This is a genomic window from Nitrospira sp. CMX1, from assembly GCF_054902215.1.
The window spans coordinates 63721-78793 of the sequence record NZ_JBUBKD010000074.1; the positions used below are offsets into that span (position 1 = coordinate 63721).

Annotated in this window: 18 protein-coding genes, 1 tRNA gene and 1 pseudogene; 14 read left to right on the top strand and 6 right to left on the bottom strand. The window is 52.6% G+C overall.

What is annotated here, in order from left to right; genetic code table 11:
- Positions 1–8 precede the first annotated feature (8 nt).
- Positions 9–215 (bottom strand): 50S ribosomal protein L31, encoded by a 207-nt coding sequence (gene rpmE / locus ACYX34_RS18525; protein WP_086416925.1) that lies wholly within the window; start codon positions 213–215, stop codon positions 9–11.
- A 96-nt stretch (positions 216–311) separates the two neighbouring features.
- Entirely contained in the window at positions 312–1559 is a 1248-nt protein-coding gene (gene rho / locus ACYX34_RS18530; protein ID WP_462078147.1) for a transcription termination factor Rho, read from the bottom strand.
- 488 nt (positions 1560–2047) lie between these two features.
- Here rho and ACYX34_RS18535 point away from each other — a divergent pair, with 488 nt between their 5' ends.
- From ACYX34_RS18535 to ACYX34_RS18595, 13 genes and pseudogenes are all read left to right on the top strand, one after another.
- Entirely contained in the window at positions 2048–2470 is a 423-nt protein-coding gene (locus ACYX34_RS18535; protein WP_462078059.1) for a DUF2203 family protein, read from the top strand.
- Positions 2471–2496: 26 nt separating this feature from the next.
- On the top strand, positions 2497–2796 hold the full coding sequence (locus ACYX34_RS18540) for a YciI family protein (RefSeq protein ID WP_462078060.1): 300 nt from the start codon (positions 2497–2499) through the stop codon (positions 2794–2796).
- Between the two features lie 198 nt (positions 2797–2994).
- Positions 2995–4152, top strand: coding sequence for a hypothetical protein (locus ACYX34_RS18545; RefSeq protein WP_462078061.1), 1158 nt, complete (start codon positions 2995–2997; stop codon positions 4150–4152).
- Between the two features lie 322 nt (positions 4153–4474).
- The gene (locus tag ACYX34_RS18550; RefSeq protein WP_462078062.1) at positions 4475–5107 is read left to right on the top strand and encodes a carbon monoxide dehydrogenase beta subunit family protein; all 633 of its coding nucleotides are present in this window, start codon (positions 4475–4477) and stop codon (positions 5105–5107) included.
- Positions 5108–5145: 38 nt separating this feature from the next.
- Entirely contained in the window at positions 5146–6357 is a 1212-nt protein-coding gene (locus ACYX34_RS18555; RefSeq protein WP_462078063.1) for a transketolase C-terminal domain-containing protein, read from the top strand.
- A gap of 55 nt (positions 6358–6412) precedes the next feature.
- Positions 6413–7324, top strand: a complete 912-nt coding sequence (locus tag ACYX34_RS18560; protein ID WP_462078064.1) for a thiamine pyrophosphate-dependent enzyme — start codon at positions 6413–6415, stop codon at positions 7322–7324.
- A gap of 14 nt (positions 7325–7338) precedes the next feature.
- The gene (locus ACYX34_RS18565) at positions 7339–8046 is read left to right on the top strand and encodes a 2-oxoacid:acceptor oxidoreductase family protein (RefSeq protein ID WP_462078065.1); all 708 of its coding nucleotides are present in this window, start codon (positions 7339–7341) and stop codon (positions 8044–8046) included.
- A 17-nt stretch (positions 8047–8063) separates the two neighbouring features.
- Positions 8064–8342 (top strand): pyruvate ferredoxin oxidoreductase, encoded by a 279-nt coding sequence (locus tag ACYX34_RS18570; protein ID WP_462078066.1) that lies wholly within the window; start codon positions 8064–8066, stop codon positions 8340–8342.
- 28 nt (positions 8343–8370) lie between these two features.
- The gene (locus ACYX34_RS18575) at positions 8371–8691 is read left to right on the top strand and encodes a hypothetical protein (protein ID WP_462078067.1); all 321 of its coding nucleotides are present in this window, start codon (positions 8371–8373) and stop codon (positions 8689–8691) included.
- A 64-nt stretch (positions 8692–8755) separates the two neighbouring features.
- Positions 8756–8831 (top strand) — tRNA-Asn (locus tag ACYX34_RS18580).
- A gap of 171 nt (positions 8832–9002) precedes the next feature.
- Positions 9003–9113, top strand: a pseudogene (locus tag ACYX34_RS18585) (IS630 transposase-related protein); the annotation flags it as partial.
- Positions 9094–9408: an IS630 transposase-related protein gene (locus ACYX34_RS18590; protein WP_462078068.1), complete on the top strand. Its 315-nt coding sequence runs from the start codon at positions 9094–9096 to the stop codon at positions 9406–9408. The pseudogene ACYX34_RS18585 and the gene ACYX34_RS18590, both read left to right, overlap by 20 nt.
- Positions 9299–9832: an IS630 family transposase gene (locus ACYX34_RS18595; RefSeq protein ID WP_462078148.1), complete on the top strand. Its 534-nt coding sequence runs from the start codon at positions 9299–9301 to the stop codon at positions 9830–9832. The genes ACYX34_RS18590 and ACYX34_RS18595 overlap by 110 nt, the downstream gene beginning before the upstream one ends.
- A 168-nt stretch (positions 9833–10000) precedes the next feature.
- Here the strand turns inward: ACYX34_RS18595 and ACYX34_RS18600 are convergent, their stop codons facing one another.
- Positions 10001–10642, bottom strand: coding sequence for a class II aldolase/adducin family protein (locus tag ACYX34_RS18600; RefSeq protein WP_462078069.1), 642 nt, complete (start codon positions 10640–10642; stop codon positions 10001–10003).
- A 192-nt stretch (positions 10643–10834) separates the two neighbouring features.
- Between ACYX34_RS18600 and ACYX34_RS18605 the strand changes: the two genes are divergently transcribed.
- A complete protein-coding gene (locus tag ACYX34_RS18605; RefSeq protein WP_462078070.1) occupies positions 10835–11776 on the top strand; it encodes a YheT family hydrolase in 942 nt (313 codons plus the stop codon).
- 136 nt (positions 11777–11912) lie between these two features.
- On the opposite strand, the gene ACYX34_RS18610 is transcribed toward ACYX34_RS18605, so the two are convergent.
- The 3 genes from ACYX34_RS18610 to ACYX34_RS18620 are packed head-to-tail and all read right to left on the bottom strand — an operon-like array spanning position 11913 to position 14993.
- The gene (locus tag ACYX34_RS18610; protein WP_462078071.1) at positions 11913–13400 is read right to left on the bottom strand and encodes a proteasome accessory factor PafA2 family protein; all 1488 of its coding nucleotides are present in this window, start codon (positions 13398–13400) and stop codon (positions 11913–11915) included.
- 4 nt (positions 13401–13404) lie between these two features.
- Positions 13405–14214 (bottom strand): 20S proteasome subunit A/B, encoded by an 810-nt coding sequence (locus tag ACYX34_RS18615; protein WP_462078072.1) that lies wholly within the window; start codon positions 14212–14214, stop codon positions 13405–13407.
- Positions 14215–14225: 11 nt separating this feature from the next.
- Complete coding sequence (locus ACYX34_RS18620; RefSeq protein ID WP_462078073.1) at positions 14226–14993, bottom strand: proteasome subunit alpha; 768 nt, start codon at positions 14991–14993, stop codon at positions 14226–14228.
- Between the last annotated feature and the right edge of the window lie 80 nt (positions 14994–15073).

Here is a 15073-nt window from a genome sequence, read left to right on the forward strand (position 1 = left end):
GCGGTGCGCTACTTGCCCTTCTTCGCGTACTTCTTCTTAAACCGCTCCACTCGTCCTTCCGTATCGACGATCTTCTGCGTTCCGGTAAAGAACGGATGGCAATTAGAGCAAATGTCGACACTGATGTCACCGATCGTCGTACGGGTCTTGAACGAATTACCGCACGCGCAGTGAACGGTCGCCTCTCGATAAACTGGATGAATACCCTTCTGCATGACCTGCGACTCCTTACCGAAGAATTGCTAACCTGATTAACTAAGTAACAAAGGGCTACACTTTATCCGAAGACTGTACCAGATACAAGCATATCCTTAGCGATTCATGGACTGCAGAAACTCTTGGTTGTTTTTGGTTCCGCTGATCTTGTCCATGAGAAACTCCATCGCTTCCATCGTGCCCAAGGGACTCAAAACCTTGCGCAGAATCCACATCTTGTTCAGTCGATCTTTGTCCACCAACAGCTCTTCTTTCCTCGTCCCAGACTGACTGATATCAATTGCCGGGAAGAGTCGCTTGTCTGCCAAACGCCGATCCAAATGTACTTCCATATTGCCGGTTCCCTTGAATTCCTCGAAAATGACGTCGTCCATACGACTTCCTGTATCGACTAACGCTGTCGCCATAATCGTCAAGCTGCCACCGTTCTCAATGTTTCTGGCTGCGCCAAAGAAACGCTTGGGCCGCTGCAACGCATTGGAATCTAACCCTCCAGAGAGCACCTTCCCGCTGGGAGGCGCAATGGTATTGTAGGCACGAGCAAGCCTGGTAATGCTATCCAGTAAAATAACGACGTCTTTCTTGTGTTCAACCAGCCGCTTGGCTTTCTCCAGCACCATTTCAGCTACCTGAGCATGCCGCTGAGCCGGTTCATCGAAGGTCGAGCTGATGACCTCAGCCTTGACCTGGCGCTGCCAGTCAGTCACCTCTTCTGGCCGTTCATCGATCAACAGCACGATCAGTGTCACTTCCTTGTGGTTCCTCAGAATCGCGCGGGCAATCGCCTGCAGCAACATCGTCTTACCGGTGCGAGGCGCGGCCACAATCAATCCGCGCTGCCCCTTCCCGATCGGAGTCGTTAGATCCATCACACGGGTGCAGTATTCCTCTCGATCAAACTCCAGATTGATCCGCTCCTCCGGATACAACGGAGTCAGGTTATCGAATAAGATTTTATCCCGTGCAACCTCAGGATCTTCATAGTTGACCTTTTCAACCTTGAGCAATGCAAAATACCGCTCACTCTCCTTGGGGGGACGGATTTGACCCGAGACGATATCACCGGTACGAAGATTAAACCGTCGAATCTGCGATGGGGAGATATAAATGTCGTCAGGCCCAGGGAGATAATTAGAATCTGGTGCGCGAAGAAAGCCGAACCCGTCAGGTAACGTTTCTAACACTCCCTCTCCAAAGACCACGCCATTTTTTTCGGTTTGGGCCTGGAGGATCGCAAAAATGAGCTCCTGCTTTCGTAAATTCGCAGCTCCTTCAATCTTCAATTCTCGAGCCACGTCATTCAGATCGGCGATGGATTTCTGCTTCAGTTCGGCAAGATGCATTACTTCCCCCCTAGCTACTGACATACGACTCCTCTCGAGCCTCGGCTCGGTTATCGTTTAGATGGAAGAATTCGCGTAACCTGATTTGGCCATGCAAACGTGTTGTTTCTTTAAATTGATTCGCTTTAGGTCTTGAGTCTGTTTTGGGTGGAAAAACTTGCGGAAGTCCGCTTCTTACTCGTGATGGGAAAACGCTATCATTATCATTCCCATGCGATACCACTCAGGCACTATGTTTGATTAGCAACTGAACTCCACCGCACCAACTGACGCTAGGTTTGAATCGAGACAGGTTCCAGAATTGAATTACCCAAATGGAGAGATTCAGCCCAACCCCGACACTGGTGTGATGATACCTATGCACCTGCTACTTGTCAACTGGCCTCAGAAATTTTGTCGTCAGAAACACATCCTTACCCTGAACACGTCATCTGCACCGGGTTGTCCACACGATCAGAAGTATGTTACACAGGAAATACAATTACGTTATGGCACATGGAGAAAACGAGATAACTCCGGAACGGGTCTTCTCCCTCTCGGAAGCCAATCACCTCCTCCCTCAACTCCAGAAGCACCTCTCGACCGTCCAAGAGGGGAAAGCAGTGCTTGTACGAACTCGGGAGGAAGTGGGTAAGGCCTCAGCCAATGCTGCGCTCGGAGGTGGGACGTCGGCGGGAGGACCTTATGTGAAAAGCCTTCTGGACATCAGCACGCATCTCCAGGCCATCCATGAGCTAGGAATCGTTGTAAAGGACATTGACCTAGGGCTCTGCGACTTCCCGCATATCCGAAACGGCCGAGTTGTCTACTTATGCTGGAAACTGGGCGAAAAGGAAATTCGCTGGTGGCACGAAGTCACCACCGGCTACAAAGATCGTTGTCCCATAGAAGAAGAGCCCTCCGAAAGCTGAATTCTTTTCTTCCACTCAATTTCACCATGAAATTTGTCATTATTGGGCATGATGGACCAGACGGAGAAGTAAAGAGGAAAATGCATCGAGCTGCCCACCTTGCCAACCTTGAACGGCTTGATAAACAAGGGCGAGTGATCCTGGCCGGCCCTCTCACCGATAAGACGGGAAGCTTGCTCGTCTTAGAATTCGACACCAAGGAGGAAGCTGAGGAATTTGCGCGGCAGGATCCTTATACCATTCATGGAGTCTTCGCAAGTCTAGACATTCATCCGTTTATGCAGGTTTTCCCCACACCTCTCACTAATCCCTTTCCTCTCCCTTAAGTAGATCGCTTCCCCAAAATTGGCCGTCGCCCTCCCCTTTTGGGTGCATTGTCCGGCTGGGCAGTCGAGCTGTATAGTTTGCATATGAGTTTTGAAAGGATACTGAACCTTCCTTTTCTCATCACTATCTCCCTATTGGTATGGTCCCTTCCAACATTCGCCTCGGAAACCGTTATCATAGCCGAAGGACATTATGTGATGGGCGATAGCGACACCCTTACCGTCGCTGAGGAGCAAGTGCTCCAGCGAGCCCAACGCAGGGCCGTGGAGGAGGCTGGACTGTATATCGAATCTACCTTCTTAGATAGAGAAAAAATCGCGGGTGGTACGAGTCTCCAGATAAGCTCGTTAGAAATCCGGACCATTGCCGGGGCGATCACAAAAACTGAAATCCTTGAGTCTCGTCGCACGTTCACAAATGACCGTCCAAGCTTTTATGTCCGAATCCGCGCAGTCGTCGACCTGGAGGGCCTACGGATGGCAGTTCGAAAATGGCACTCGGAGCAGCGATTGGCCGCCCCCTATCGCCGCCTCCAAAAAGAGAATGCCGCACTCAAGACCCAGCTTGAGACCCTCAAGTCCTCTCCCGCTGGGGTGCGAACCCTCACGATTGAACCGATCGGCCGTACCAGTAGAACTCAAGAGCAAGCTCAAGCGTTGATCGAAAAAGCAATGGCGCTTCAAGATCTTTCCATGAAACTCAAGTTGACCGCTCAGGCAGCTGTATTGGCTCCTCACTCCATTGATCCACTCATCCTCCGCGGTCAAACCTATCTGGGCCTCGCATCCGCCGCATATTCGAATAGGACAAGACCAAGTGAATATTCCGAGTATGTCGACAATGCCCGAATGGATTTTGACCGCGCACTCCTTATCGACCCTCAAAACACCTGGGCACTTTTAGGGAAAGGCGACGTCGATACCTGGCTCAATCGCCCACAAGAGGCTGTCCTTTCGTACGAACGAGCACTGGAACTAGCCCCCTTCTTTGATCCCGCACGACTCCACCTTATTACCCTGTATACCGCGGAGGCCAGAAAACTAGCGGCTCTCGGGCAATGGGTCCCTGCCCTTTCCGCTTTACAAAAGTGCCTCTCCCCCCATCTTCACGACAGCTGGATTCCCTATCAAAAGGATGCGTACTTACTCAGGAGCAAAATCTATCAGCAGTTGAAGCAGCCGATCCTGGCGATTGAAGACTTGAGCACTGTTCTGAGGAGTGACCCAACAGAGAAGCGAGCCTTACTTGCAAGAGCACAGCTCTACCAAAATGAGATCCAAGGAGATTCTGCCAAGAACGACTTTCAACGCGCCTGCAGACTTGGATCGATGCCTGCCTGCAAACAACTTCCATAATACAATACATCTTGAGGTAGATCATTTTCATTCTCGAGAAGCAGTCCCACCATGCCCAAGCTGAACCTTCGTTGACAATCTAAACAATCGACACCTATAATGGATCGACCTCGCTAGTAGTTGAGCCCTCCAAAATTGTGACTTAAAGAGGGCAAAGGGCCTAATTCATCTGCCCAAGTAGTGGCCCGAAAGCTCTTTAGCGTGGGCCTTCTGTGATCTTGCAGAGGGTCGGGAAAGGGCTTAAAGTGCTCCAACGAACCATGAGCATGATAAATAGTATTTATTATATAAACCTTTACTTTTATTCGGAGTGTAGGTTGCGATGAGTGACTATCGTGTACTCCCAGGCCCCGAACACTTTCTTCCTCCGGCTGCCGCAAGCATGGGAATTCGTTTGCCCAACCCGGGAGAAGCGCATATTAACGGTGTGATCGCATCAGAAGAAAAGGCGTATGAAGAGGCTGCTCGCCAATTTCTGATGGCGAAGGTTCCAACTATTTTCCCAGGGCCACTCGTGCTTTGGGCGTGGAACGAGAAAGCGGCTAAAAAAGCGACAGCAATTCGACATCTGTTCAACGCCTTAAAAGAATGTGTTCAGCCCGGTCAAAAACCGATGTTAATCCCCATGCCGGACTATCGGCCCAAATATCCCAAGATCAACCCTGAGGTTGAGATTAACCCAAACCACCCGAACTTGACCATCTGGCACAATAAGATCGATTGCTGCATGTTTATCGGAGTCCATTGTCATCAGGCCAATCTGTCGCTGAAAATCATTCGCGGCGGGACGTCATGTTATACCATCGCCATGTGCGCACAAGCTGGTCACGAAGATGCGATGCTATCATTCCGTGATGCATCAGTGGACAAAATCATGCGGTTGGCTGATACCGTCAAGCGATTGAAAGGGACCGTCCAACCGCGTCTGTCAGCCAAGACCGGGGCTTCAAATTAGCCGTTTGAAAACCCCAGAGCGATAAAGGAGGCTGGATCATGGCAGAAACAAAGTCCGTTATTGGGACACAAAATAAAAAAGGGCAAGTGTATACCGATCCGTGGAAGATGTTACATGAGGCCCCTCGCACTCCGTCATTTTTCACAGGATCCGAGGTCATCAAGGAAGCAATTCGACGTGCTAGTTGCGATGTCATGATTGCCTATCCAATTACGCCGCAGAGCGAAGCCGCGGCGCTGATTGGTGAGTTATTTGCTGAGGGCTACATTGGCGACTACTTCCGTGGCGAAAGCGAGTTTGCTGTGATGTCGCAATGTGCGGGAGCTTCATTCGGTGGAGCCCGTGTGTTTACAACGACGGCAGGACCCGGCACCATGCGCGCCATGGAGAATTTCCCGATGTGGGCCGGTGCACGTCTGCCAATTCAGATGATTGTCACCTGTCGAGGAATCAACTCACCGCTGTCGATTCAACCGGATACTCTTGAAATTGCATATCTCTTGAATACCGGTATGTTGGTATGGCATGCGGAGACTGCACAGGACTTCTTTGATTGGATTCTGAAGGGATATATCGTGTCTGAAGAGCCAGATGTACATCTCCCGCTCGCATTGTGTTGCGATGGGTTTTTCGTCACCCATACGAAGGATGTGGTGAACCTTACACCGACCGATATGTGTCTTCCGCCCTACGACCCCTACCGGTCGCCTGTCCCCTGTATGGATATGGAATGTCCTCCCGTGCGCATGATGCGTGATCCGTTTGTGATGAAGAGCAACTACATCAGCTACGCAACGCATGCCAGCTGGCAGCAGGAGATCTGGGCTGCCGTTGAACGCTCGCGCAAACACACAATCCATTGGTTGAATGGCCTGATCGATACGGAGAATACTGACGCAGATGTCGTGATCGTGGCCTCAGGTACGGCTGTTTCGCAAGGCCGTGAAGCCATCCGCATGCTGGAAGACGAAGGCGTGCGATGCGGGCTCGTGAAGGTGAAGGCACTACGCCCGTGGCCTGAAGAAGAAATTCGCGAGGCCACGAAGAACGCAAAGCACATCTTCGTGCCGGAGTTCAATGTGACGGGATGGCTGGCCAAAGAAATCCGGGCCTCGATTCCCAATCCGCATCGCGTCCATGCTGGCCCACACGTCTGCGGCGGAATGACTATGCCGCCGGAGATTATCGTATCGGAAATCAAGACAGCCCTAGGGATGAAGACCTTCTCCTTGGCTGGTCGTGGAAGCTGAGGTCCATTGCATTCGAACCTGTTCGCCCTAAACAAGCGATACTGAGGAGGATATTATGAGCAAAGAGCGGATACAAATCTCCGAAGCCCTGTACGATATCATGCCGTCGGATTATCAAGATCTTGTCAAGAGCGCAACCTACGGCAAGGAAGATCGTGGCTGGAAAGATATCGGAACCTCGAAGGAGCTGATTGAACAGCACTCACTCTGTGCTGGCTGCCCAGAATCGATGGCTTTCCGGTACATTTTAGCTTCGCTGCCGAATCCAGAAGATACGGTAATGGTCGGATCCACCGGCTGTACCAGCTTGGTCTTCCCGATGGTCGCTGTACATAACATCCATTCGCTGTTCGGCAACCAGAACGCGGTCGCATCCGGCTTAAAGCGCGCGCTAAGCGTTCGTTTCCCAGGTCGGGTCAAGGATGTGGTGGTCCTTGCCGGTGACGGGGCAACCGTCGATATCGGTCTGGACATGACACTCCAAGCTTGGTTCCGTCAGGAAAAGTTCACAACCATCTGCTTTGACAATGAGCTTTACGCAAACACCGGTGGCCAGGAAAGCGGCCTCATGCAGAAGGGGTTCGTCGCAAAAATGGCGCCGGTTGGCAAGCTCTTTGATAAAGTACGGCTTCCTGAAATCGCACGCGAGTCCGGCTGCCACTATGTCGTCAACTGTACTGTCAGCAAACCGTCGTTGGTTGAGAAAGTCATCCGCAATGCCGTGCACATCGCTCGTGAGATCGGTCCAACTTATCTCCAACTCTACACACCCTGCATTCTTGAGATCGGCAAGAACAGCATGGAAGGCTTACAAGAGATGCGTGATTCAGAAAAGCCGACCGAGCGGTTCGCCTACAAGGAATATATCAGCGAACCGGCAAAGCAACTCTTGGCCGAGCTGGCTGCCAAAGATAAAGAACGAAAGGCTGCAGCCAAACAATTGGCCGCACAGGCACAAGCGAACTAGACCGGAGATCGCTCATGATTAAAAAAAGATTGAACATACGAATGTCAGGGTTAGGAGGGCAGGGTGCCGTCACAGCTGCTCATGTCATGGCCATGGCTGCAAACCGGGATGGGAAATTTTCCATCTCAAATCCCTTCTTCGGTGCGGAAAAACGGATGGCACCAGCTGAGAGCTATTGCCGCATCGGCATTGAGCGGATTTACGATCGCGGCGAACTAGTATTCCCAGATGTCATCCAAGTGTTCCATCCTCAGGTCATCACCATGGGGAAGAGTTACACCATGCCCTTCTATTCTGGCATTAAAGAAGGCGGCGTGGTCATCATCAACTCCGATGTCCCCCTTCTGTCCGAGGAAGACGTGGAACGGCTCAAGGATCTAAACGTAGCGGTGTTCTACATTCCAGGAACACAAATCGCTATCGAGATTGCCGGAACAGAACTGTCAACGAATATGACCATGATCGGATCCGTCGCTGGGATCACGAAATGCGTCTCCATGGAAGCGTTGGATGGAGCTCTCCAAGAACGATTCGGGAAGAAATTCGTTGCCTCAGGCGGTACGGCTTCATTAGACGAAGCGATTAAGAAGAAGTTCGCCAAGAAGGAAATGTTGCTGGCAAAGAACCTTGCAACGGTGAAACGGGCATATGAAATCGCCACTCAATGGGCAGAAAAGAATAAGATTGAATTGCGTATTGGTAATCCGGCTGTTGCGGCGTAATAAAGGAACGACGTTACATGTATAACATTGCGCAAGTTATCGATGAAAAATGCACAGCGAAGAAAGGGTGCCGCCTGTGCATCATGTATTGTCCTGAAGCGAACTGTCTGGACTTGAACACCACCAAGATGGTGGCCGAAGTTGTCATCGACCGTTGTAAGGGGTGTGAACTGTGTGTGGTTGTCTGTAACGCAGCCAAACACGAAGCTATCGTCATGCAAGCAGTTAGTGCGACCGGCCAGCTGATAGCCCAAAAGGGAGAATCTGCGGCCTTAGGCCAAGCCTATCAGGGCTGATCGATAGCAATGTCAATTGAAAAACCCCATGGCGTTGACGCTATGGGGTTTTTTGTTGGCGGCCCGTGGGGGTACCTATATGGAACATGAAGACAATATAATCAACGAGCTCCTGCGGGAGATTGCTGGACTGATTAATGAGTACCCTCGAGCTATTGAGCGGCGAGCAGCCGTCATCGACGCCACGGGTAAAGATCCCGAGCTCGTCGAAAAGCTAGTCAAGGCCGCCGACACCATGCGCGACAGCGGAAATCTCTACCTCACCTGGGCAAAGCACTATGCTGCATTGGCAGAAGGCAATACCGATGCCTCCTCAGATGAGGACGAGACTGAGGATTTTGACGTCTAAAAAATCTCCCTATTCCGCAATTTTTTTTGCTAGAATACGCTCCTCAATTGAATGCCGCTTCTGTTCCCCGGTAGCTCAGTTGGTAGAGCAGCCGGCTGTTAACCGGCTGGTCGCAGGTTCGAGTCCTGCCCGGGGAGCCACTAGATTACTGGCCAATAATATTTTCTCCCCTTATCAACAGCTCTCATGTTCCTTCAACCAGGCTTCTTAGTTCAGCAGCGCCGTACTATTCCTTGGCCAAGACTACCTCGTTATAGCTAAGCCCTCAATTACTGATCGCTATTGACGGGAGACGTGTGCGATCCTATGGGATGAGATGCTCAACAGATTTGCGTCAACGGGTTGTGGAGTTTGTTCGCGGTGGAAGCAGCAGGACCGAAGCGGCTCGGCGGTTCAAGGTCGGTGAGGCGAGCATGTACCGCTGGCTCAAGCCCCGGCGGCCTGACCTACCAGCGTCCCGACCCTCGCCAGCCCCGCAAGCTGGGTTGGGAGCAGTTACGCTGTCATGTGGAGGCCCATCCCGATTGGACGCAAGCGGAACGGGCACGGCATTTCCGAGTCTCCCGGCACTGTATCTGGAACGCGCTGCGCAAGTTGGGGGTGGCCCATAAAAAAAAGACGGGGGTATTCCGAACGCGACCCCCTACGGCGCAAGCAGTTTCTCCGTCTTCGCGAGCGGTTCGTACGCCGCGGCAACTACCCCGTGTACATCGATGAATGCGGGTTTGTGTCGTCGACGGCGCGGCGGCATGGGTATGCACCCAAAGGCCAGCGTGTGAACGGCCTGGTCTCCGGGCATCGACGGCCCCGCACGTCACTCCTCGCTGCTCGCAGGGAGGGACGATTGGCAGAGCCCTTGCTGTTCGACGGTACGTGCGATACGGGGGTCTTCAACACCTGGCTGAAGACGCGGCTGTTCCCGCGTCTGAACGCCCACCATCTCGTGATCATGGACAACGCCGCATTGCATACGTCATCCGAAACGGCGCAGCTCATCGCAGCAACGGGCGCGACCCTGCTGTTTCTCGCGCCCTATTCTCCCGACCTCAACCCCATCGAGCATGATTTCGCTGCTCTCAAGAAGCGTAGGGCGTATCAGGAACACGTGGCCATCGACAACATCGTAAAAGCCTATCACTGATGAAGGGCTTAGCTATAGTGTTACTAGAACACCCGATTCATATGCAATAATAGCCCACGCACGGACGCAGCACTAAGAAATTAGGAACGTCCTCTTTCACCAAAAGGCATCTACTGAGAAGCCTAAAATCCCATCTGAGATCGGAGCAGAGCTCATGGTACTTCCGGTTTAGACTGAAACCGATGAATCCACCTTTGCTCGTACGGCTACTCCACTCTTCAAGACAATTTCGCAAATGTGATCCAGTCGCTCAATATGCTCATAGGCAGCCCAGGGATCGATAGCCACCGCACACACACCGTGATTCGACTGTCCTACAATATCGAACGCGGTCGTACCATCGTTCTGTAACCCCAAACACTCTGACGTCGCATCAGCCAGTGCACGAGATAGCGCCGGAAATGCAGGAACCGTCCGACCCACCCGTGTATAGCGTGAAATTTCAGGAAACTCGGCACTGATAACCTGTAGGTCGATCCCGGCATAGATGGCGGCCACCACATGCGTCGCATGGACATGCACTACGGTTCGTGTGCGCTTCGAATCACGCTGCAGATTCCAATGCATCCAGAGTTCACCTGATGGTTTCTGTTGTTCGTTGACCTTCGGTACCGACAAACCGCTGACAGAATCCGTAACGATCTCCAATCGCACAATATGCTCCGGATGTACGATCGTCTTGCGCCAACCGGAGGGAGTGATGTACAAGTATCTCCCTCCCCGTTTTTTCATACTGATGTTGCCGTCTCTTGTCGTAATCCACCCTCTCTCATAACAACGCCGCATGACATCTCCAATAGCCGTCAGCATAATCCCCCCGTTAGAATGTCTACCTGAGCTCTCAACGTCTTACTTCTTGACACATGAATAGGTTGACGCTAAGGCTACCACAGCTCCTCCACCTCAAGAGCAGAGCGTACCATACGTGACACTATGACGAATCACATACTTGCTCTTGCATCGTCCTTTCAGGCCCCAATCCCTCTCAGAAATGCTCATCTCATGACCCTGATACCCCGCTACGTGCCAAGAGCGACATCTCTGGCGGACTTGCCTCAAGAATCGCGATGTTTTTCCGTTGAACCACAGTCACAGCTTCAAGGATTCTGCCATTGGCAAGACGACCGCAAGGCCTTTCCCACCGTCGTACTGGTTCATGGATTGGAAGGCTCCAGCGAATCGCGATACATGCTGGGTATCGCAGCGAAAGCCTTCCGTTCTGGGTTCAACGTCATCCGCCTGAACCAACGGACCTGTGGTGGAACAGAACACCTGTCTCCGACGCTCTACAATAGTGGACTCAGTAGCGATTACCGGGCTATCGTTAAAGAACTTGTTCACCACGACGGTCTCGATCGAATCTGGCTAGTCGGCTATTCCATGGGTGGTAACCTCGTACTCAAAGCCACCGGCGAGTTAGGACGGAGTGAACCGGCTCTGGTCGGAGTGGCTGCCGTATGCCCGAACATCAACCCGACCGTGTGCGCCCGTGCCCTGGAAGAACCACGTAATTGGATTTATCACCGTCATTTCGTCACGAGATTGAAAGCGCGTTTACGAAGAAAAGCATCCTTATTCCCAGGGAAATGGGATCTTTCCAAGCTCGCCCATATCACCACCATCAGCGAATTTGATGATTGCTATACCGCTAGAGACGGCGGCTATCGAGACGGTGCCGACTATTACGATCGAGCCGGATCGCGACATGTACTTGATAGGATTGCGGTACCTACTCTGATCATCACTGCGCAAGACGATCCATTCATCCCCTACGCCATGTTCACCGAGGCGAAGATTCAGGAGCACCCCCAGATCGCTGTGGTTGCACCTCGCTATGGCGGACACTGTGGATTCTACCAAGGCCAGCGTCGAGATGAAGACCCCTACTGGGCGGAGAACCGAATCGTGGATTTCTTGCATGGGATGCGGCCAAAGAGGTCATGAGGCACATCTTATGACCCGACCCAGACCTACCCTGGCATACCTGTACAAGTTGAGCTGAGAGGGGTGGTACTTTTACTCCCCCTCTATTCCGAGAAGACCCAAGCGACAGATAGCAACGAACGTTGGACGGGACCGTTCAGAGGATCATGGGTTCGAGATGTGCCCGAACATCCTCCAGGTAGGTCCTGAATGGATCCTGCATGGGAAAGGGCGCACGACCTCGAACTTGGAAAATAGACCAATTGATAACGTAGGCAGGAAAGAGCCCATCAGGGGTCACAGGTCGATCGGCATCCGTAGGAGCTCCGCCTCCCAAGAGGTGTCTGACCAATGCACTGCGTCCATAGGCACGGGTATTCTTGGGAGCCTCATCCATCGCCATCCGAATCAACGCATCAGTCGTTATACGCGGGACTCGCCCTTCCTCCACAAGCCCATAGTAGAGTCCTTTTTCGGAATTTAAGTTATGATACTCCAAGTCCAAACTCTTGAGCAGAGGATCGTTCCAGTCTAACTGCTCTGCTTCTCTGAAACACTCCAAAAGCCAGAGTTTCGACGCCCAATCCACACGGCCGACCAGCTTCTGATAGTCCCCGCGCAAGTCATTGAGTACCGACGCCCATTGCGTGAGGACCCAATCAGTTTCCTCATCCTGTCCCTGACAATGTCGCACGGCACAATCGAGAAATCTTTCCTGAATATCGATGGCCGAAATCGTTCGTTGAGATCGAAGCCGAATGAGCCAGTTGCGTTCTTGGTCTTGGGAGATTTCTTGTAGCGCCTCCACTGGTTCATCAATCTCTAAATCCTGAGGAGCATGTCCCTCTTCAATAAGTTGGAGCACCAGGCCGGTCGTACCCAGTTTCAAGGCCGTCGCATACTCAGCCATATTCGAATCGCCCAACAGCAAATGAATCCGTCGGTATTCATTGGGATCTGCCAACGGTTCATCTCTCGTATTCACAATCGCGCGATTGTGCTGCACCCACTCAAAGAAATCATTGACGATATGGTCGCTCCGTTGAGAAATTTGAAACGGCAGGCTCGAACTACTCCGAATACCGACGGCAGTGCGCGGAATAATCAATCGGTCCATCTGAATCCACGCATCCTGTGGAGCGGCAGCACCGACACGCCCTGCTCCAGAGAAAATCTGTCTCGTCACAAGAAAGGTCACAAGAGGCGCCAAGCCACGCCTCGAAAACGGAAACCGACGAGAGACGAGATAGTTTTCATGGGACCCGAAGGTCGCATCCGTTTCATGATCGATGTTGTTCTTAATCAACGACACGTGATCGGACACACCAAGCGCCTCGATCGCCTGCTGCATTAAAAAATCTCCGGCACGATCCGATGCCACAACATCCGTGAGGGAGTGACACTCTGGCGAGGCATACTCGAGATGCCCCATATCCAGATAGATTCGCCCCCCGTTGGTGAGAAATCCCCCGTTTCCCGGGGGCTCATCATGGCCCCGATGATGCAGGTCCAACACACCTCGACGCTGGACATTGAACAGATGATCTCGAATTTTGTGGGCAAACCAGGCTGGGGAATGGTCCGGCCGGTCCTCATGGATCAAGAGCCCGTACTCGGTCTCCAAACCAAAAATTCGATTCAACATAGGATCACGTGAATGCCGAGCTTAGATTCTTGGGAAGCAATGCCCTTAACTCGCCGGCCCCGAGAGTCCGATACTTGGAGGTTCCTGCCACATGGCGATCAAGTAACGCACACTCAATCGATCTATCCGCCATACATTGATGCACATGAGCTAGGAGCGTCTGAGAGTCCGTCACCGGCTGATCTGAACTCCCCTTCACATCCTCATGATCCCCCAGGGGTTCATCTGCTTGTTTCTGTGCTCGATCACCGACTGCCCAGGTACGAATCGCAACATCCACTACCTCCATCAGGGACACCATCGACTGCTGTCGAAGATACTCCATCATTCGTTGCTCAATCGACGACGTGGCCGCAAGCACCGCATACTGGCTCTTCTCTTCGAACATTCCATCATAGTTAATGGTGAGGAAGCCGTCCTTCCCAGCATTCCGGCTCAACTCCGTCAGCAGGATCTTTACAATGAACGGAGCTTTAAACACCTCCTCAAACGCCTGTTTGACGACCGGAGCGATGCCGTACTTGATCAGACGACTCCCCGTCACATCGGAGGCGGAGCGATTGAATCCCTCGACATGCGCCATCTCCAACAACGTGAAGCGCAGTTTTTCGAGATCGGCCGGATGTCCCATTCCCCCGAATGCGAGACGATCATAGATTTCATACAACTTGGGAGTGCCTTTGCTCATCGTCATCAGGAGAATGCCCTGGTCGCAGGATACGCCGACAACCGGGCTCCCCTGCGCAAACTGCGCATCAAGATACTGCCGACGATTCCCGACCGCTTCGACCCACCGATAGGGTTCTTCGTACATAAAGGGCGACCTTACACGTGTTTGGAAACGTTGGAGTCAAATAACGCTCGAAGATGTGAATCCGACACCGTTGTCACACCGCCGGAGGTAATCAGTTTCACAACCGGATAGAGCCCGGCCTCTCGATTGACTCCACCGGTTGCACTATCGAACTCGGCGGCACTCGTCAGCAATCGCAGCGCCTGGACAGTTGCCTGTTCCTCCGTCGTCGCACTGAGCGGCTGCTCCCCCCAGGTATTCAGATAGTGGAGAATGCCGCGAATAGTCGGGGAACCTGACCCTGAGACGGCGTACTCTACCCCCTCAAACTCCGCCCCGAGGATATCGTAGAAATAAATCTTGGCAGCTTCCTGCTCGGCATCATATCCGGCAAAGATCGGGGCGACAGCCCCCGTCCCCGCCAAGGCCGCCGGAACATTTTCTTTCAGCAGCTTGGAGAGGGCTCGGAGCTTGCCCTCAAAGCTGAGCTCTTGAAGTTGAGTCCGCCGATAGTACTTAAACGAATGTTCGAGGATACGCGCCATCTCATACGCGGTCGCGGGAACCCCCGCAATCGCCATGACACTGTGTCGATCGATCTCCAAAACCTTGTCGGTGCGGTCGTACATCACCATGTTGCCGGCTGTCGCCCTGCGATCCCCGGCCACCAACACCCCCTCGCGATATTTGAACGCGAGAATCGTCGTGGCGGTGGTCAATGCCTGCCCCACTCCGGTTTGTCCGGGCATCCCTAATACGTAGCCCTGTTCCTTCAAGATCTGGTAAAAATCACCCTGCATCCTTCGCCTCGCTCCAGTACCGGGGGTAGGGGTGAAGGGTAAGGGAGAGCGGTTGGCTCCTCTCACACCTTACGCTTATC